This window comes from Streptomyces sp. NPDC051987 (assembly GCF_040680735.1).
Lineage (GTDB): Bacteria > Actinomycetota > Actinomycetes > Streptomycetales > Streptomycetaceae > Streptomyces.
Window position 1 is genome coordinate 89,304 of the sequence record NZ_JBFAXI010000003.1, and the last position, 18,699, is coordinate 108,002.

General features: G+C 71.3%; 14 protein-coding genes and 1 tRNA gene. 9 read left to right on the forward strand and 6 right to left on the reverse strand.

Annotated features, from left to right (window positions below; translation table 11 throughout):
* Nucleotides 1–26 precede the first annotated feature (26 nt).
* Complete coding sequence (locus AB0M11_RS02385; protein WP_365700463.1) at nucleotides 27–1,031, reverse strand: inositol polyphosphate kinase family protein; 1,005 nt, start codon at nucleotides 1,029–1,031, stop codon at nucleotides 27–29.
* A 152-nt stretch (nucleotides 1,032–1,183) separates the two neighbouring features.
* Here AB0M11_RS02385 and AB0M11_RS02390 point away from each other — a divergent pair, with 152 nt between their 5' ends.
* Complete coding sequence (locus AB0M11_RS02390; RefSeq protein ID WP_365700465.1) at nucleotides 1,184–1,609, forward strand: DUF4913 domain-containing protein; 426 nt, start codon at nucleotides 1,184–1,186, stop codon at nucleotides 1,607–1,609.
* A 7-nt stretch (nucleotides 1,610–1,616) separates the two neighbouring features.
* Here the strand turns inward: AB0M11_RS02390 and AB0M11_RS02395 are convergent, their stop codons facing one another.
* Nucleotides 1,617–3,014, reverse strand: a complete 1,398-nt coding sequence (locus tag AB0M11_RS02395) for an aldo/keto reductase (protein WP_365700467.1) — start codon at nucleotides 3,012–3,014, stop codon at nucleotides 1,617–1,619.
* A gap of 269 nt (nucleotides 3,015–3,283) precedes the next feature.
* Here AB0M11_RS02395 and AB0M11_RS02400 point away from each other — a divergent pair, with 269 nt between their 5' ends.
* The 5 genes from AB0M11_RS02400 to AB0M11_RS02420 all read left to right on the forward strand — a co-directional run bounded on the left by AB0M11_RS02400 (nucleotide 3,284) and on the right by AB0M11_RS02420 (nucleotide 10,855).
* A complete protein-coding gene (locus AB0M11_RS02400) occupies nucleotides 3,284–3,940 on the forward strand; it encodes a rhomboid-like protein (protein ID WP_365700469.1) in 657 nt (218 codons plus the stop codon).
* 10 nt (nucleotides 3,941–3,950) lie between these two features.
* Nucleotides 3,951–5,369, forward strand: a complete 1,419-nt coding sequence (locus tag AB0M11_RS02405; RefSeq protein WP_365700471.1) for an FAD-binding oxidoreductase — start codon at nucleotides 3,951–3,953, stop codon at nucleotides 5,367–5,369.
* Between the two features lie 98 nt (nucleotides 5,370–5,467).
* A complete protein-coding gene (locus tag AB0M11_RS02410) occupies nucleotides 5,468–8,722 on the forward strand; it encodes a Tat pathway signal protein (RefSeq protein WP_365700473.1) in 3,255 nt (1,084 codons plus the stop codon).
* A 291-nt stretch (nucleotides 8,723–9,013) separates the two neighbouring features.
* On the forward strand, nucleotides 9,014–9,874 hold the full coding sequence (locus tag AB0M11_RS02415; RefSeq protein WP_365700475.1) for an aldo/keto reductase: 861 nt from the start codon (nucleotides 9,014–9,016) through the stop codon (nucleotides 9,872–9,874).
* Between the two features lie 48 nt (nucleotides 9,875–9,922).
* Entirely contained in the window at nucleotides 9,923–10,855 is a 933-nt protein-coding gene (locus AB0M11_RS02420; protein ID WP_365700477.1) for an aldo/keto reductase, read from the forward strand.
* An 88-nt stretch (nucleotides 10,856–10,943) separates the two neighbouring features.
* Here AB0M11_RS02420 and AB0M11_RS02425 read toward each other — a convergent pair.
* A tRNA-Thr gene (locus AB0M11_RS02425) sits at nucleotides 10,944–11,017 on the reverse strand.
* A gap of 229 nt (nucleotides 11,018–11,246) precedes the next feature.
* On the opposite strand from AB0M11_RS02425, the gene ugpC reads away from it, so the two are divergent.
* The 3 genes from ugpC (at nucleotide 11,247) to AB0M11_RS02440 (ending at nucleotide 13,910) form a co-directional block, all read left to right on the forward strand.
* Nucleotides 11,247–12,383 carry a sn-glycerol-3-phosphate ABC transporter ATP-binding protein UgpC gene (gene ugpC, locus AB0M11_RS02430; protein ID WP_365700479.1) on the forward strand — a complete coding sequence of 379 codons (1,137 nt, stop codon included), beginning with the start codon at nucleotides 11,247–11,249 and terminating at the stop codon, nucleotides 12,381–12,383.
* 248 nt (nucleotides 12,384–12,631) lie between these two features.
* On the forward strand, nucleotides 12,632–13,093 hold the full coding sequence (locus AB0M11_RS02435; RefSeq protein WP_365700481.1) for a hypothetical protein: 462 nt from the start codon (nucleotides 12,632–12,634) through the stop codon (nucleotides 13,091–13,093).
* A gap of 85 nt (nucleotides 13,094–13,178) precedes the next feature.
* A complete protein-coding gene (locus AB0M11_RS02440; RefSeq protein WP_365700483.1) occupies nucleotides 13,179–13,910 on the forward strand; it encodes a nucleotidyltransferase family protein in 732 nt (243 codons plus the stop codon).
* A gap of 401 nt (nucleotides 13,911–14,311) precedes the next feature.
* Here AB0M11_RS02440 and AB0M11_RS02445 read toward each other — a convergent pair whose 3' ends face one another.
* The 3 genes from AB0M11_RS02445 to cysS form a co-directional block, all read right to left on the reverse strand.
* Nucleotides 14,312–15,982 (reverse strand): DoxX family protein, encoded by a 1,671-nt coding sequence (locus tag AB0M11_RS02445; protein WP_365700485.1) that lies wholly within the window; start codon nucleotides 15,980–15,982, stop codon nucleotides 14,312–14,314.
* 245 nt (nucleotides 15,983–16,227) lie between these two features.
* Nucleotides 16,228–17,169: a 23S rRNA (guanosine(2251)-2'-O)-methyltransferase RlmB gene (gene rlmB, locus AB0M11_RS02450; protein ID WP_365700487.1), complete on the reverse strand. Its 942-nt coding sequence runs from the start codon at nucleotides 17,167–17,169 to the stop codon at nucleotides 16,228–16,230.
* A 98-nt stretch (nucleotides 17,170–17,267) separates the two neighbouring features.
* Complete coding sequence (gene cysS, locus AB0M11_RS02455) at nucleotides 17,268–18,665, reverse strand: cysteine--tRNA ligase (RefSeq protein ID WP_365700489.1); 1,398 nt, start codon at nucleotides 18,663–18,665, stop codon at nucleotides 17,268–17,270.
* Nucleotides 18,666–18,699: the final 34 nt, after the last annotated feature.

The window sequence follows — 18,699 nt, forward strand, 5'->3', positions numbered from 1 at the left end:
AACGCGGCGGGCCCAGCCCGCTCATGTCACTGACTGAGCGGCTTGTTCTGGTTGTTGGCGGAGACCAGGGCCGGAACGGTATTCGACGTCGACTGCGACGGGCCGGGGTTGTTCTGGAGGTTCTGGATTCCTACCGGGGTCAGGTTCGCGGCGGCGGCCGTCTCCTTCTCCTGCTGGATCTTCTCCGAGGTCTTGATCAGGGAGTCCATCCCCTTGACGAAGTTCTCCCGGAACTTGTCCCTGGCGCCCGTCATGTCGGCGCCCGGCTTGGTCACCTCGAAAGGCTTGTTGGCGTCGATGACGTGAGCGAAGTCGATGAGCTTCGCGTCCACCACGGAGTTCCCGTTCGCCGTGCCCTTGACCGTGAAGACGCTGGAAGCGACCAGACCGATGTCGGTCGTCTTCACCGCGTCCCTGATGTCCTTCATCTTCGCGACCATCTGCTTCCACACCTCCGGATCGTCCGAGAACTTGCTCAGGATCTCCTCGGAGTTGCGGCCGCTCTTGATCCGGGACTTGGCCGCGTCATCACCCGCGACCACACGCCAGTTCCGCTTGGCGGAATCCGTGAGGACGTCGACGAACTTGAGCTTGATGGACTTCAGGACGGCCTCTCCGGTGGTCTTTCCCTGCTGCTTCGTGTTGTCCACGTAGCTCGTCGTCTGAGGGCCGATCTTCATGTCCAGGACCTTCTTCTGCTGGAGGTTCGCGATGTTCTCCATATACACGAACTTCTTGTCGTCCAGAGCGGCCTTCTGGGTGTCGTCCAGGTCGTCCTTCAGCAGGTTGCGCACCTCGTCGGCGGTGTAGGTCTTGGGCACCACACCCTGCATCGCCGGGTACTGGCCGTCCCGGACCCGCTGGTAGAACTCGTTCTCCGTGTTGTGGTCCCCGGCCGGCTTCTGCACGATCTCCCGGTCCGCGCCGAGGTACTGGAGGTCTCCGTGACCGCCGGCCTGCTTATTCCGTATCTCTTGTTCCGCTTCGTCGTCGGTGCTGTAGACCATCTCGATCTCGTTGTTCTCGACCATGCCTGCGCTCCTTTGTGGGATACCTCAGCAGTCCACAACGTCTGTGGGGGTGCCCGGAGTTCAGCCGGGCCGAATTCCTTTGAACCCCCCGTCCGGAACTTCTCGTAGTGCGGGGTGAAACGGCCACACCTCAAAGGACCGGAGCACCTCGAATGCCCTCCGCACAGGAACAGCAGGAAGAGCAGGAAGAACAGGAAGAGCAGCAAAAAGATCAGCAGAAGCCGGTTTTCATCCTCTATCTGACAGGCGCCGAACACGACGAGGCGCTGCGCGGACTGATGCAGTGGGTACGCCATCTCCTGCTGCCGGTCTACGGCCGGGAGGTCACCTCCACGGCCCCCTGGTGCACGAGTTGGTGGCTCCACCGCGAGGCCGTGGCCCAGTTGTACGGCCTGTGGCTGTCCTGGCAGGAGCTGACCAGCGCCGCCGCCGGGCTGACCGGCCCCGCCATCTGGCACCGAGACCATCTCGCCCACGTCATGAACGCGCTCCGCGATCCCTCCGGCCCCTTCGCGGGCTGCAAGGCGAACGGTCACCGGGAGAAGGAGCCACCGGGGATGGCCGCCTACGGGGAGTGAGGCGCCGTCACAGCGTGCGGGAGATCGCCGCCGACGCGATCCGCGGCGGCAGGCCCACGGTGGCGGTCTCCCCGTTCCTGGTCGGTCCCTGCCCCGGCGACTCCGTGTGGACACTGCGCAGGGCCGCCGCGTCGGCGACCGACGGCGGTGGCGAGGAGGGGTACGCGACCGTGCTCAGGGCCGGCCGGACCTCGTTCCAGGTGCCGGGGCCGTGCAGCAGGGCGTAGCCGAGTTCGTGGGCCACCGCCTGGTTCCGAGGGTCGGGGCCCAGGTGCCCGGCGAGCACGTCGGCCAGCCTCATGTCCCGGAACTCGCCCCGCAACCCGACCCGGTCCGGCACCGTGACGCCCTCCAGCTCCTCCCGGGTGAACCCGCGCTCCTCCATCAGCCAGCGGCTGACCGTCTCCCGGTCCACGGCCCCGCCCGCCGCATACGCCCGCACCTCGGCCCGCAGCCGTTCCGGCTCCTCGTAGAGGGGGACCAGGAGCTCCCTGATCCCGTCCGGGAGGGGCGTGTCGTCGTCGCGGAGGACGCTGTCGGGGGTGTGGACGGACGGCGCGGGGTCCTGTGGCCGGTACGACGTGCGCGGCGCGGGCTGCTGCCCTGCCGGCAGCCGCGGCGACAGCTGCGGTCCCTGCGGCGTCCGGGGCGGTTGCGAGACCTGCGGTGTGTGTGCGGGTCGCGGTGGTGCCGGTGATGTCGCGGGTGCGTGCGACGCCTGCGGCGCCGACGGTGTGAGCGGTTCCTGCGGTTCCTGCGGTGCTGGCGGTGTGCGCGGTGCCTGCGGTAGCTGCGACGCCTGCTGGGTCCGCGCCGCCCGTCCCAGCAGCTCCCCCAGGGCCCGCACCACTTTGTAGTACCGCAGGTCCTCGTCGCCGCCCAGCGCGTCGAGCAGGTTCTTCCGCCAGCCCTCCGCCGCTCCCTGCCCCTGCCCCTGGCCAGGGGCCTGCGGTGCGAAGTCGACGACGTCGACGCGCCCGTCCTGCCGGAGGTCCACCAGAAGGTTCGCGTGCCGGGGCGCCACGCCGGCGACCCCCGCCTGCCGGACCGTCCCCTCCTCCTTCAACTCGCCCAGTACCACCCAGGCTTCCTTGACCTTCTCCTCCGACGCGTCGAGGTTCCCGATCACCGCCGCGTCGAGATGGCCGCCGAACTCCGCCGCGACCCCCTGGAGCCTGGTCCTCAGCTCGTCCCTGGTCTCGTCCGCCCGTACGTCGAACCGGTAGAGGACCTCGACCCCCTCCCGGTCCACCCCGCCGTCCCGGATCGCCCCGGCCAGCTCGCCGGTCGTGGTGCCGTACCGTTCCCCCGCGTCGAACCTGCGGTAGCCGAGAGCGACGGCGTCCCGCACCTCCTCGGCGCTCCGGCCCTCCAGCCCGAACACGGGCCACGGCTTGTGTGCCATCTACGCCCCGCCTCCCTTCTCCGTCCCGTTCCGGTTTCCGGCCCCCGCGCCGACACAACGGGCACATCACGAAGCACGGTTCACGCTCCCGACAATCGGCGGCGGCCCGGCGCAGCACTGGGGGTGCGGAGGTTCACGCTCAATGCCGCGTGCGCGTCGCGGGGGCTGCTCGGCCACGACGGCGCCGCGGCCGCCGGACCGCCGAGCGGACCCCGACATTCGGAATGTCAATCAACCGCCCGTCGATCCGATCGTGCGTGAATCGCCTCATGCGATTTTTCCGGGGCCTCGGCGGCGCGGTGTGGGCGTACGTCCGCAGCGCCCCCGGTACGTACATCTGGCTGGCGATCCTCTTCGTGACCACCGTCGCCCTGCACCACATGTCGCCGCAGTTCGAGCAGCAGTTCCTGCGGCAGCGGTCCACCAACATCCGGGAGCTGTCGGACAACCCGGTGCGGGTGCTGGTCGCCAGCGCGATGTGGATCGACGGCGGACACTGGCTGCCGTACGCCTTCCTCTACACCGTCTTCCACGCGCCGGCGGAACGCTGGCTGGGCACGGCCCGCTGGCTGGTGGTGTGCGTGACCGCGCACGTCCTCGCCACCCTGATCAGCGAGGGCGCGCTGCTGAAGGGGATCCACGACGGCCTCGCCCCGCACTCCGCGGTCAACACCCTCGACATCGGGGTGAGTTACGCGCTGGCCGGGGTGATCGCGGTGCTCGCGTACCGGATCGCGACGCCGTGGCGGTATCCCTACATCGTGGCCGTGCTGCTGGTCTACGGGCTGCCACTGACCGAGTCGCCCACCTTCACCGACCTGGGACACTTCGTCGCCGCGCTGATCGGCCTCGGCTGCCGGCCGCTGGTCAGGGGGCGCGGAAAAGCATGGAATCCGAAGGAGACACTGGCCGGTCTCAGGGGTTAGCGTCCAGGTCATGAGCAGATCGGCAGGCGGCGCGGCACGCGGCGTCGTGAACGGCGGCATCTCCTTCTGGTACGCGGACGACGGCCTCCCGTCGGTACGGGAGCCGCTCGCCGGTGACGCCACGGCGGACGTGGTGATCGTCGGCGGCGGCTACACCGGCCTGTGGACCGCGTACTACCTGAAGAAGGCCGCCCCCTTCCTGCGGATCACCCTCCTGGAGCAGAAGTTCTGCGGCTACGGCGCCTCCGGCCGCAACGGCGGCTGGCTCTACAACGGCATCGCCGGCCGCGACCGGTACGCCGCGCTGCACGGCCGCGAGGCCGCCGTACGCCTGCAGAAGGCCATGAACGACACCGTCGACGAGGTCGTGGCGGTCGCCGCGGCCGAGGGCATCGACGCCGACCTGCACAAGGGCGGCGTCCTGGAGGTCGCCACCACCCCGGCCCAGCTGGCCCGCCTGAAGGCCTTCCACGAGCACGAGCTGTCGTACGGCGAGAAGGACCGCGAGCTGTACGGCGCCGGGGAGACCCGGGAGCGGATCCGCGTCGCCGACGCGGTGGGCGGCACGTGGACCCCGCACGGTGCCCGGCTGCACCCGGTGAAGCTGGTGAAGGGCCTGGTGGCGGCCGTGGCAGCGCTCGGCGTCGTCATCCACGAGTCCACGCCGGTGACCGAGGTCCGCCCCCGGCACGCCGTCACCCCCTACGGCACGGTCCGCGCCCCGTACGTCCTGCGCTGCACCGAGGGCTTCACCGCGAGCCTCAAGGGCCAGAAGCGCACCTGGCTGCCGATGAACTCCTCCATGATCGCCACCGAGCCACTGACCGAAGAGCAGTGGGCGTCGGTGGGCTGGGAGGGCCGGGAGACGCTCGGGGACATGGCGCACGCGTACATGTACGCGCAGCGCACGGCCGACGGGCGGATCGCGCTCGGCGGGCGCGGGGTGCCGTACCGGTTCGGGTCGCGGACGGACAACGACGGCCGCACACAGGAGGCCACGGTCGAGGCGCTGCGGGAGATCCTCGTGCGGTTCTTCCCGTCCCTGGCGGGTGTCGCGGTCGAGCACGCCTGGTCGGGCGTGCTCGGCGTGCCCCGCGACTGGTGCGCGACCGTCACCCTGGACCGCACCACCGGGCTCGGCTGGGCGGGCGGCTACGTCGGCTCCGGCGTCGCCACCACCAACCTGGCCGCCCGCACCCTCCGGGACCTCGTCCAGCTCGACTCCGGGCAGGCCGGCCGCACCGACCTGACCGAGCTGCCGTGGGTGAACCACAAGGTCCGCAAGTGGGAGCCGGAACCCTTCCGCTGGCTCGGCGTCCAGGGCATGTACGCCACCTACCGCGCCGCCGACCAGCGCGAACGGCTCCGCCCGAGCACGGACTCCTCCCGACTCGCCCGGATCGCGGACCGGGTGGCGGGGCGGCACTGAGGTCACACCCCGCGCGGGCGCCCCTGGAAACCCGTTGAGGCTGTGTCGTACCTGTGTGCGACCATCGGCCCAACATTCGCATTCCAGGGGGGGAACTGATGGTGTTTCACGGACCCGGCACCGGTTCCGGTACGACAGTGAGAGCCGGGCGGCTCACCGCCGTGACGGTCCTCGTCGTATCGCTGCTCACCGCACTGCTCACCCTCACCGGCGCCGGGTCCGCCCGCGCCGACGACCCGGTGTGCGCGCCGCTCGCCCTCGCGCCCTTCGGCGACCCCGGGGACGCGGAGGCCAAGGTGTCGGTGCCGGCCGACGGCAGCACCTGCTTCACCCTCACTGCCGAGGCGCCCGGCCTGCACCTGGTCTCCCTCGGCGCCGGCAGCAGCGACCTGTACCCCCAGCTGTACACCGCCGACGGCACCCAACTCGACTGCTACGACAACGAGTACAGCGTCAAGGGCTGGTGCGACCTGCCCGCGGCCGGCGCCTACACGCTCAAGGTCGTCAACACCGGCTGGGACCCCGCCGCCTCGACGCTCACCGTCGTCCCGCTCGGGTCGGCCACCCCGGGGTGCTTCGATCCGGCCGGCACCGGCTGGGACCAGCCGCCCGCCACCCGCACCGCCGTGAGCCCGGCCGAGGTCGACTGCCAGCCCTTCACCGGGCAGGCCGGCGAGCGCATCCGCCTCACCGCCGCCACGTCGGTCTACGGCAGCACCGTCGCATGGCTCACCGACGCGACCGGAGCCCGCATCTGCCCGCGCTTCCCCGAGGACGACGAGGACAGCTGCGTCCTGACCGGCAGCGGCCCCTACCGGGTGATCTCCCAGGTCACCTACGCGGAGAACGGCTTCCCGGCCGGGTACACGGTCGCCGCCCGCCGCCTGAACGACCCGCAGGGCTGCACCACCGCCCCGGTCCGCCCGTACGGCGTCCTGGACCCGCAGGACCTCACGGTCGGCGGCTGCTCCACCTTCACCGCCGGGAAGGCCGGCCCCTACACCGTCCACTACGTCAACGAGGACCGCGGCACCGGCCCGGTCCAGGTCTACGGCGCGGACGGCAGGACCGTGTGCCGCTCCGACACCGACCCGTGCCGGGTGCCCGCCGCCGGCACCTACACCGCGATCCCCGAGGGCCCCGCCCGCCAGGGCGTGATCGTCCTCGACCGAGCCTCCGACGCCGGATGCGTGACCACCGGGTACGGCCTGCACCGGGGCGAGCTGAGCACGCCCGGCCAGTACGACTGCCTGACCCTGCCCGCCCCGCACAACGCCCGGATCGCCGCCCTCACCCCGCTCGTCTCCGCCGGTGTCGACGCCGACGTGGAGGTCGTCGACGCCGACGGCACCGCCCAGTGCGACGCGCAGGCCCTCGCGGACGGCGACTGCGCGCTCACCGGCACCGCGCCCTACCGCGTGCTGCTGCACAGCGAATACCAGGCGGAGGGCGCGACCGGCCCCTACGGCATCGCCCTGCACCGCACCGACGCCCCCGAGAGCTGCCCCGTGCTGCCCGCGGGCAGCTTCACGGCCGACGGCGCGAAGGCCACGTTCACCACCGGCGGCGGTGCCTTCTCGCAGTGCCTGAGCATCCCGGCGGACGCCCACACCGGCGCCGAGCTGCTCCAGCTGACCGCCACCTCGGGGGACGCACCCGCGAAGTTCTCGGTGCTGGACTCCACCGGCAAGAAGGTCTGCGAGCGCTACGCCACCACCAACGGCTGGACCGTCTGCCCGCTCACCCCGGGCAAGGCCCACACCGTGCTGGTCACCGGCCAGGACAAGGCGGCCGCGTACACGCTGACCCGCCGGGACGTCACCGCCTCGGCGACCTCGGTGGGCTGCGCGAGGACCTCGGCGGCCAAGGTCGGCGGCCCCTCGGTGAAGCGCGGTTACGGCGCCGCCGGCACCGTCGACTGCGTCCAGGTCACCACGCCCGCCGCCACCGACGTGCTCCACGTCAACGTGCGGGACGCGCTGGGCAAGGCCAACCTCATGGTGCTCGGCGGCGACGGCACGTCCGAGTGCTCCTACCGCAACAGCGCCTGCGCGGTCACCGGCTCCACCACCCACCAGGTCCTCGTCCAGACCCCGGCCGGCCAGCAGGCCTCCCCCGTGTACCACCTGGACGCCCTGCGCATCGCGACCGCCGACGGCCCGGCACCCGAGTGCACCAGGGTCCCGTCGGTGTCGTACGGGTACGGCCCGGTCACCGGCACCCTCGACGAGACGCACAGCGCCGTCTGCGCGGTCCTGCCGACCTCCGGTCTCGACCACTTCTCGGCCGACATCAAGGACACCACCGGCGCGACCGCCACGGCCGTACCGGCGCTGTACAACCCGACGTCCTGGCGCAACGGCTGCGTCCACTACCTCGGTACGGACGGCGACGGCGACGGCTACGACTGCGCCACGCTCGGCTCGTCCGCGGCGGCCACCCCGACCGTGTTCCTGCTCGGCCTGCCCGAGACCGCGTCCAGCACCGCCTACAGCGCCCGGCTGGCCTGCTCGTCCCCCCTCTGCGGCACCGACAGGGTGAGCGTCACGGGGATCAGCCCGGCCACCGGGGTGAGCGGCACGAAGGTGAAGGTGACGGTCACCGGCACCGCGCTCGGCCCGGACACGGTGGTACGGCTGAGCCTGTCCGGCCGGACGATCTCCGCGAAGGCCGACTCGGTCGCCGCGGACAACCGCTCGGTGACGGCCACCCTGGACCTGACCGGCGCGGCCGTCGGCGACTGGACCGTCAGCGTGCTGTCGTTCTGCTGCGAGTACCAGAGCGGCGGCTTCACGGTCACCCAGCCCCGGCTGACCGGCACGGCCGCTCCGAAGATCACCGGCACCGCCGGGGTCGACGCCAAGGTCACGGCCACGACCGGGAGCTGGTCGGCGGCCCCGACCTCCTACACGTACCAGTGGAACGCCGACGGCAAGGCCGTCGCCGGGGCCACCGCCGCCTCGTACACCGTCCCGGCGTCCCTGCTCGGCAGGAAGCTCACGGTGACCGTGACGGCCGTGCGGAGCGGCTGGGCCAGCGGGTCGGCGACCTCGGCCGCGGTGACGGTCGCGAAGGGAGAGGCACCGAGGGCCACCAAGGCGCCGGCCGTCGGCGGCACGGCGAAGGTCGGGAAGAAGCTGACGGCGGCGCACGGCACCTGGAGCCCGGCGGCGACCTCGTACGCGTACCAGTGGTACGCGAACGGCAGGGCGATCGGCGGGGCCACCAGGTCCACGCTGACCCTGAAGGCGGCCCAGAAGGGCAAGAAGATCACCGTGAAGGTGACCGCCCACCGCACCGGCCACAAGGACGGCACCGCGACCAGCAGGCCGACGAAGCCGGTCACCGGCTGAGCGCGAGGCCATACCGTCAACGGCTGACCCCGTACGCCGGCCCGAGACCTCGCCGTGCGGACCAAGCGCACGCGTGGGCAGCCTGCCGCCCACGCCCCGCTCCATTCATCCATCGCGCTTCTGAATGTCATGAAGAGCGACTGTTGGACTTGTGAATCATCGGTTCCTAGGCTCGCCCAGGCAGGCCTTCAGTAAGCGAGGACCCCGCGCGAGACGACCGCGCGAGACGGCTTCGGACGAGAAGGCTTCGGCCACCTGTCTTCTGTCTTCCACATCCGGAGGAGACGTTCGATGAAGCAACGCACGATCGGCGGACGCACGGTGTCGGCGATCGGGCTCGGCGGTATGCCGATGTCCATCGAGGGCCGGCCCGACGCCGGCAGATCGATCGCGACGATCCACGCCGCGCTCGACGCCGGTGTCACGCTCATCGACACAGCGGACGCGTACCACCGCGACGCCGGCGAGGTCGGACACAACGAGGAGCTGATCGCCCAGGCGCTGCGCGAGTACGGCCCGGGAGCGGGCGACGTGCTCGTCGCGACGAAGGGCGGACACCTGCGGCCCGGTGACGGCAGCTGGACCGTGAACGGCGACCCGGCCCACCTCAAGCAGGCCGCCAAGGAGTCGGCCAGACGCCTGGGCGTCGAGGCGATCGGCCTGTACCAGTTCCACCGCCCCGACCCTCGCGTCCCGTACGCCGATTCCGTCGGTGCGATCCGTGACCTGCTGGACGAGGGCGTGATCCTCATGGCGGGCATCTCGAACGCGACCGTTCACCAGATCGACGAGGCGAACGAGATCCTGGGCGGCCGGCTGGCCTCGGTCCAGAACCAGTTCTCGCCCAGCTTCCGCTCAAGCCAGGGCGAGCTGGAACACTGCGCCGAACTCGGCATCGCGTTCCTGCCCTGGAGCCCGCTGGGCGGCATCGCCGGCGCGCCCGCGCTCTCAGCGCGGCACACCGTCTTCCAGGAGGTCGCCGACGAGGTGGGCGTCAGCGTCTACCAGGTGACCCTGGCCTGGGAACTCGCCCTCGCACCCGTGGTGGTGCCGATCCCCGGGGCCTCCCGTCCCGAGAGCATCCGCGACTCGGCCGCCGCCACCGACGTCACGCTGACTCCCGAGCAGATCTCCCGCCTGTCGGCGGCCTGAGACGCCCGGTACCGGCACCACGCACCGCTTACGGACAAGGAACCCACCGTGAAAACCTTCAAGCTGCCCGGCACCGAGATGGTCGTCCCGAACATCGTGCTCGGCCTGATGCGCATCCAGGACAAGAGCGACGCAGAGGTGCGAGAACTCCTTGCCGCCGCGATGGACGCCGGCATCACCTTCCTCGACCACGCCGACGTGTACGGCAGCGAACTGCACGGCTGCGAGCGCCGTTTCGCCGAGGCCATGCAGCTGAGCGCCTCACAGCGCGAGAAGCTGATCATCCAGTCGAAGGCGGGCATAGTCCGCGAGGGCCCGTACTTCGACTTCTCCTACGAACACATCGTCGAGTCCGTGGACGGCTCGCTCAAGGCTCTCGGCACCGACTACCTCGACATCCTGCTCCTGCACCGACCCGACGCGCTGGTCGAACCCGAGGAAGTGGCGCGGGCCTTCGACGAACTCGCGACGGCGGGCAAGGTGCGGGCCTTCGGCGTCTCGAACCACACGCCCCGCCAGATCGACCTGCTGAAGCGCTACGTCACCCAGCCGCTGGTGGCCAACCAGCTCCAGCTGTCGATCACACACGCTCCGCTCGTCGCGCAGGGCGTCGCGGCCAACATGCAGGGCCTGGAGCAGTCGGTCAGCCGCGACGACGGACTCCTCGACTACTGCCGCCTGCACGACATCACCGTGCAGGCCTGGTCGCCGTTCCAGGCCGGGTTCTTCGACGGACCGTTCCTCGGCTCGGAGCGCCACGCCGGACTCAACGCCGTCATCGACCGCCTGGCGGCGAAGTACGGCGTGCCCGCCATCGCCATCGCGACCGCCTGGATCACCCGGCACCCCGCCCGGATGCAGGTCGTCATCGGCACCACCACACCGCAGCGCGTCACGGACGCCGCCCTCGGATCGGACGTCCCGCTGACCCGCGCCGAGTGGTACGAGCTGTTCCGCGCCGCGAACTACATCGTTCCCTGACCTCTCGCCCAGGGGCGGTCACAGGCAGCGCCGCCAGTCGAAGCACTGGCGGCGCCGCCGCGTGATGCGGCGGTGCCCATGTCGTAGGAGCCCCCTGTCGGATTCGAACCGACGACCTTCGCTTTACAAGAGCGGCGCTCTGACCAGCTGAGCTAAGGAGGCGTACGCGCACCAGGGGTGCGTGCCAGTGCAGTGTACCCACGTCCCGGGCGGGGCCTGTCGAAAATTTCCGCGAAGTTCACAGGGCTCCAGGTACTGACATACGGGGTGAACGCCAGGTACCGTCCTGATCCGGTTCACTCGCGTGGGCTACCCGAGTGAGCTACACCAACCACCTTCCTACAACGGATCGTCCGGCACGTTCCTGCCGGTAGAAGGGGGCCTCTGAGCCATGGCCACTGTCACGTTCGACAAGGCGACCCGGATCTACCCGGGTTCCACCAAGCCCGCCGTCGACGGCCTCGACATCGCGATCGAGGACGGCGAGTTCCTCGTCCTGGTCGGCCCGTCGGGCTGCGGAAAGTCCACCTCGCTGCGCATGCTCGCGGGCCTGGAGGACGTCAACGCCGGCGCCATCCGCATCGGTGACCGCGACGTCACGCACCTGCCGCCCAAGGACCGGGACATCGCCATGGTGTTCCAGAACTACGCCCTCTACCCGCACATGACGGTCGCCGACAACATGGGCTTCGCGCTCAAGATCGCCGGCGTCAACAAGGCGGAGATCCGGCAGAAGGTCGAGGAGGCCGCGAAGATCCTCGACCTGACCGAGTACCTGGACCGGAAGCCGAAGGCCCTGTCCGGTGGTCAGCGTCAGCGTGTCGCGATGGGCCGCGCGATCGTGCGTGAGCCGCAGGTCTTCCTCATGGACGAGCCGCTGTCCAACCTGGACGCCAAGCTCCGTGTCTCGACCCGTACGCAGATCGCGTCCCTGCAGCGCCGTCTCGGCATCACCACCGTCTACGTCACCCACGACCAGGTCGAGGCCATGACGATGGGCGACCGGGTCGCGGTCCTCAAGGACGGTCTGCTCCAGCAGGTCGACTCGCCGCGCAACATGTACGACCGCCCGGCCAACCTCTTCGTCGCCGGCTTCATCGGCTCCCCCGCCATGAACCTGGTCGAGGTCCCGATCACCGACGGCGGCGTGAAGTTCGGCAACAGCGTGGTGCCGGTCAACCGCGAGGCCCTCAAGGCCGCCGCCGACAAGGGCGACCGCACGGTGACCGTCGGCGTCCGTCCCGAGCACTTCGACGTCGTCGAGCACAACGGCGAGGCCGCGTCCGCCCTCTCCAAGGACACCGAGGACGCCCCGGCCGGTCTCGCGGTCTCCGTGAACGTCGTCGAGGAGCTGGGCGCCGACGGCTACGTCTACGGCAGCGCCAAGGTCGGTGACGAGCTCAAGGACCTGGTCGTCCGCGTCAGCGGCCGCGCGGTCCCGGAGAAGGGCGCCACGCTGCACGTCGTGCCGCGGCCGGGCGAGACCCACGTGTTCTCGACGTCCACGGGCGAGCGTCTCTCGGACTGACCTCCGCCCGCCTCCGACTCGGAGCGCGTCCCGGAAACAAACCTCTGACCAGGGTGAATTCACCCAGGTTGACGGAAAGGGCCCCGCAGCCTGCTGCGGGGCCCTTTCCACTGCCCTGATTTACCCCGGCAAGCGGGTGGTTTTCGAGCGGTGTGCGTCAACCCCGTACCCGCGACACAGCACTTCACCATCCCCCGAACCGGTGACTAAATGTCGCCAAATCATTACCGCACGCTACCCTCACACGCGTGAAGCACTCCACCACCCCTCAGACGCGACGCGGCCACCGGGGCGGCCCTGCCCGCCGGATCGGCCGCACCCTCGCCCTTGTCCTGCCCGTCGTCCTGGTGCTCTCCGGGACCCTCGCGGTCACCCGCGTCAACTGGACCGGGTCCCCGCGGAGCTCGGTGCTCACCGCGACCGACGTGACCGACGTGCACGTCTCCTCCAAGGCCGTCTCCCAGGCCCCGCAGGACGTGCTGCGCGACCAGCTGATGACCGAGCTCCAGGACAAGAACCCGGGCCAGGTCCTCACCCACCTCCAGCAGGCGGTGAACGGCCACCCGTCGCTGGCGGAGCACTGCACGTCCATCGCCCGCGCGCTGGGCCGGGCCGCGGTCCGCATCTACGGCGCCTCCCGCGCCCAGTCGTACGCCCGCCCGGTCTGCGACACGTCCTTCGCGTCCGGCGTGCTGGCGGCGCACAGCTGAACACCGGTTGGGAAGTGGGTAACGGCTCCTTAAGGGGCCGCCCGCGGCGGGAAGCCGACCCCGGGGCGCGTCGTACAGTTCGGGCATGACCCATCCGAACGCCGCGTTGCGCCCCACTCAAGCCGTGATCCTGGCCGGTGGCCAGGGCTCACGGCTTCGTCCGTACACCGACGACCGGCCCAAGCCGATGGTCGAGATCCCGGGTACGGGCACGCCGATCATCGGCCACCAGTTGACCTGGCTCGCCGAGGAGGGCGTCACGGACGTGGTGGTCTCCTGCGGCCATCTCGCCGAGGTCCTGCAGAAGTGGCTGGCGACGGCCGACCTGCCGCTGTCCGTCACGACGGTGGTCGAGAGCGAGCCGCTGGGCCGGGGCGGCGGCCTGAGGTACGCGGCCGCGCATCTCCCCCGCCCCGACGGGCCGTGGTACGCCACGAACGGCGACATCTGGACCCGGTTCTCGCTGCGTGACATGGCCGACTTCCACACGGAGCGGGACGCGGTGGCGACGCTGGCGCTGGCGCGGCCGCGGATTCCGTGGGGCGCGGTGAAGACGGACGGCTTCGGTCACATCACGGACTTCATCGAGGCACCGCCGTCGACGTTCGAGATCAACGCCGGGGTGTACGTCTTCTCTCCCGAGTTCGCCGCGCTGCTCCCCGAGCGCGGGGACCACGAGCGGACCACGTTCCCGCACCTGGCACGCAGCCGGCGACTGGCCGGGTTCCCCATCCCGCAGGGGGCGTACTGGCGGGCGATCGACACGGCGAAGGACCTGACGGAGGCGGCGAAGGAACTGGCCTCGCTGGGGCGGTAGGCCGAAGAGAGGGGGCGGTTGCCGCCGGTTCGCCGCCTGCGGGCAGACAGTGGCCGATCGCGCAGTTCCCCGCGCCCCTTTTCGGGGTGGCGAAGGACCATCGTCGACTGCCGGTCCGCTGGGGCTCGCCGCGCAGTTCCCCGCGCCCCTGGCGGGGCGCTGCCGAAGCACCCCGAAGAGGCGCCCCCGAAAGGCACGCCAGGAACTGCGCGACAAGCCCCCACAGACCCGCACCCAACAACGACACACCGCCCCCGAAAAGGGGCGCGGGGAACTGCGCGACGAGCCCCCGCAGGCCCGCAGCCGACGACGGCGCACCGGCCCCGAAAAGGGGCGCGGGGAACTGCGCGACGAGCCCCTGCGGGCCGCGGTCGACGGCGGCGGACCGGTCTGGAAGGGGGTCAGCCGAGGAGGCCGCCCACCAGGCCTGGCTGGCCTGAGGAGGAGGCGCCGCCGCCGGTGCTGCCGGTGTTGTTGCCGGTGCCACCGGCGGTGGAGGCGCCCCCCGTGGCGGTGCCGCCTGAGGTGGGCCCCGCTGTGGTCGGCGCCGGAGCGGTGTGCTGGGGCGGGGCCTGCCCCGTGGTCCCCTGGGTCTCGCTGGGCGTCGTGGTGGTGGCCCCACTCGTGCTGCTGTCGGCGCTCGGGGTGGCCGCCGACCGGGAGGGGCTGGACGTCGCGCCCCCGGAGGGAGCCGTGGAGGCCGGCGGAGCCTGGCGGCGGGGCTTGGTCGACTCGCCGGGCAGCGTGGTGCCGGGGAGGTTGTTGCGGGGCGCCTCACCGGGCCCGGGGACGATCACGCGGCTGGAGTCGCGGACCGCGCCACCCAGCAGCGAGCCGATGAGGAGGGTGAGGCCGACGGTGACGGCCGTGATCAGAGCGCCCCGGCGCAGGACGTAGGCGCGCAGGTCCCAGATGTCGGAGCGGGGTCCGAGACGGCGCCAGGCGCTGGCCGCCAGTCGGCCGTCCACGGAGTAGACGGGCGCACCGGCGATGATCAGCGGGGACCAGGCGGCGAGGTAGATGATGTCGGGGGCGTCGTAGGCCGGGACCGTCTTCCAGCTGACGGTGACGATGAGCGCGGCGGAGAGCAGCGCACCGAGCACCGCGGCCACCCGCTGCCAGCAGCCGAGGACCGTCAGCACGCCGACGATCACCTGCGCGAAGGCGATGACCAGCCCCGAGCCGACGGGGTGGTGCAGGGCGAACTGGCGCAGCGGCTCGGCGACTTCCCAGGGGTGCAGGGTGTTGAGCCACTTGACCATGGAGCCGCGCTTGCCGCCGTCGAAGTAGACGGGGTCGCAGAGCTTGCCCATGCCGGCGTAGATGGAGATGAAGCCGAGGAAGATGCGCAGGGGGAGGAGGACCACCCCCAGGTTCATCCGGCGGCCCGGGTAGTAAGCGTGCCGGGCCGGGTCGCCGTCACCGGCGCGCCGGGCCGACCGCGGTTCGTCGAAGTCCTCGAACTCGTCGTCGGCGTAGGCCGGTTCGCCGTAGCCGGGCTCGCCGTAGGTGAGGTCGTCGTAGGCGCTGCCCACCGCCGGCAGGTTCGGGAGCAGCCGGTTCTCGCCGGAGGCCGGGGACCGGGGGTGGCCGACCGTCGGCGTCTCGACGGTCTGTTCGAGCGCGTGGTAGCCGTCGCCGAGGCGCGGGATGACCTGGGTCGCGCCCGCCGGTTCGGCGGACTCGTCGACGTGCCGGACGCTGCCGCCCCGGACGGCCTGGAGCAGCCGGTGGGCGCCGGTGTCGTCGGGCGCGGACCGGCCGCTCCAGACGACCGGACGGCGACGGCCGGGTGCCGCCCCCGCCCTGCCCGCCGGGGCGGCGACCGGGATGCGCGCGGTGTCCTCGGTGGCGCTCAGGTGCCGTGCGACCCGGGGGGACGGGGTACGCCGTGTCGATGCGCCCAGCTGCACGCGGAAGCTCGCGTGGTTGACGATGACCTGCGCCGGATCGCTCGGCACCTTCACCATGCTCAGCGCGGGAGCGTCGTCGGGACCGGAGGCGAATCCGGAGCGGAATCCCGAGGAGCGGTCCCCCGTGGGTGTGCGGGGTGTTCTGGTGTCCACACTCATCTAACCGAGTGACGTGGAGTTAGGACACTGCTTTGACCCGCCGGATGTGTCCGGACCCCGTCAAGGATGTCCCGGACGCCGGAATCACCCCGTGCGGGCGAGGTCTCGGACACCCGTTCAACTCGGCGCCGCGCAGCCCCGTTAGGCCGCCGGCCCGCCGTCCGCCCGCCCCACACGGCCGCCAGCCCGCCGCCGACCGGCCCCACACGACCGCTGGCCCGCTCCCGACCCGCCCCGTACCGCCGTCAGGCCCGCTGCCGCGCCGCCTCGTACAGCACGATGCCCGCCGCCACACCCGCGTTGAGCGACTCGGCGCCACCCGGCATGGGGATGCGGACCCGGAAGTCGCAGGTCTCGCCGACCAGCCGGGACAGGCCCTTGCCCTCGCTGCCCACGACGATGACGACCGGGCCGGACAGGGCCTCCAGGTCGCCTACCTCGTGCTCGCCGTCCGCGGCGAGGCCGACGACCACGATGCCGGCCTTCTTGTACGACTCCAGCGTCCGGGTCAGGTTGGTGGCGCGGGCGACGGGCGTACGGGCCGCCGTACCGGCCGACGTCTTCCAGGCACCGGCGGTCATACCGGCCGCGCGGCGCTCGGGCACGACCACGCCGTGCCCGCCGAACGCGGAGACGGACCGGACGACCGCGCCGAGGTTGCGCGGGTCGGTGACCCCGTCGAGGGCGACGATCAGCGGGTCCTCGCCCTCGTCGGCGGCCGCTTCCGCGAGGTCCTCGGGGTGCGCGTACTCGTAGGGCGGGACCTGGAGGACCAGGCCCTGGTGGTTGAGGCCGTTGGTCATGCGGTCCAGCTCGGGGCGCGGGGCCTCCATGAGGTTGATGCCACCGCGCTCGGCGGCGAGCTGGAGTGCCTCGCGGACCCGCTCGTCGTTGTCGATGAACTGCTGGACGTAGAGGGTGGAGGCCGGGACGCCCTCGCGCAGCGCCTCGACGACCGGGTTGCGGCCGACGACCATCTCGGACGTGCCCCTGCCGCCCCGGCCGCGCGCCACCGGACGGCGCTGGGCCTGCTTGGCCTTGGCGGTGGCGATGCGGTTCTTCTTGTGGCCCTTGCGCATCTCGGCGGGCGGGGTCGGGCCCTTGCCCTCCAGGCCACGGCGCCGCTGGCCGCCACTGCCGACCTGCGCGCCCTTCTTGCCGGACATGCGGCGGTTGTTGGCTGCCATGGTCACTCGTCTCCGTGAGCTTCGTTTCGTACGTACGTCTTATGCAGTGTGCCGCCCGGGGGGCCGGGCGGCACAGTCGATCTTGATGGCTGCGGGTGCTAGGACCTGAGGGTCCAGCGCGGGCCGGTCGGGCTGTCCTCGATGGCCAGGCCCGACTGGTTCAGCTGGTCGCGGATGGCGTCGGCGGTCGCCCAGTCCTTGCGGGCGCGGGCGGACTCGCGCTGACCGAGGACGAGGCGTACGAGGCTGTCGACGACCCCGTGCAGGTCCTCGCCCTTCTCGGCCTCGCCGGACCAGTGCGCGGCCAGCGGGTCGAGGCCGAGCACGCCGAGCATGGCACGGACCTCGGCGAGGCGGGCGACGGCCGCCTCCTTGTCGTCGGCGGCGAGGGCGGAGTTGCCCTGCCGGACGGTGGTGTGGACGACCGCGAGCGCCTGCGGGACGCCCAGGTCGTCGTCCATCGCCTCGGCGAACGCCGGCGGGACCTCGGCCGAGGGCTCGACGGCTCCCCCGGCCAGCTCCACCACGCGCTGCACGAAGCCCTCGATCCGCGCGAACGCCGACTCGGCCTCGCGCAGCGACTCCTCGCTGTACTCGATCATCGAGCGGTAGTGCGGGGTGCCGAGGTAGTAGCGCAGCACGACCGGGCGCCAGTGCTTGACCATCTCCGAGACGAGCACCGAGTTCCCGAGGGACTTCGACATCTTCTCGCCGCTCATGGTGACCCAGGCGTTGTGCACCCAGTACTGGGCGAAGTCGTCGCCGAACGCCTTGGCCTGGGCGATCTCGTTCTCGTGGTGCGGGAAGATCAGGTCGAGGCCGCCGCCGTGGACGTCGAAGGCCGCGCCGAGGTACTTGTGGGCCATCGCCGAGCACTCCAGGTGCCAGCCGGGCCGGCCGCGCCCCCACGGCGTCTCCCAGCTGGGCTCGCCCGGCTTCGCCGACTTCCACAGCGCGAAGTCCCGCTGGTCCCGCTTGCCGGTCTCGCCCTCGCCCTCGGGCTGGCGGAGGTTGTCCAGCTCCTGGTTGGAGAGCTGGAGGTAGTCCGGGTAGGAGCGGACGTCGAAGTAGACGTTGCCGTCGGCCTCGTAGGCGTGTCCGCGCTCGATCAGCCCGCGCATCATCTCGATCATCTCCGGCACGTGTCCCGTCGCCCGGGGCTCGTACGTCGGCGGGAGGCAGCCGAGGGCGCTGTAACCGTCGTTGAACGCGCGCTCGTTCTCGTAGCCGATCGACCACCAGGGGCGGCCCTGGTCGGCGGACTTGGCGATGATCTTGTCGTCGATGTCCGTGACGTTCCGGATGAACGTCACGTCGTAGCCGCGGTATTCGAACCAGCGGCGCATGATGTCGAAGTTCAGGCCCGACCGGATGTGCCCGATGTGGGGCGCCGCCTGCACGGTGGCACCACAGAGGTAGATCGAGACACAGCCCGGGACGAGCGGGGTGAAGTCACGGATCTGCCGGGCGTTGGTGTCGTACAGGCGAATGGTCACGGGACCAGGGTAGTGGGCGGAGGGTGGTGCGTGG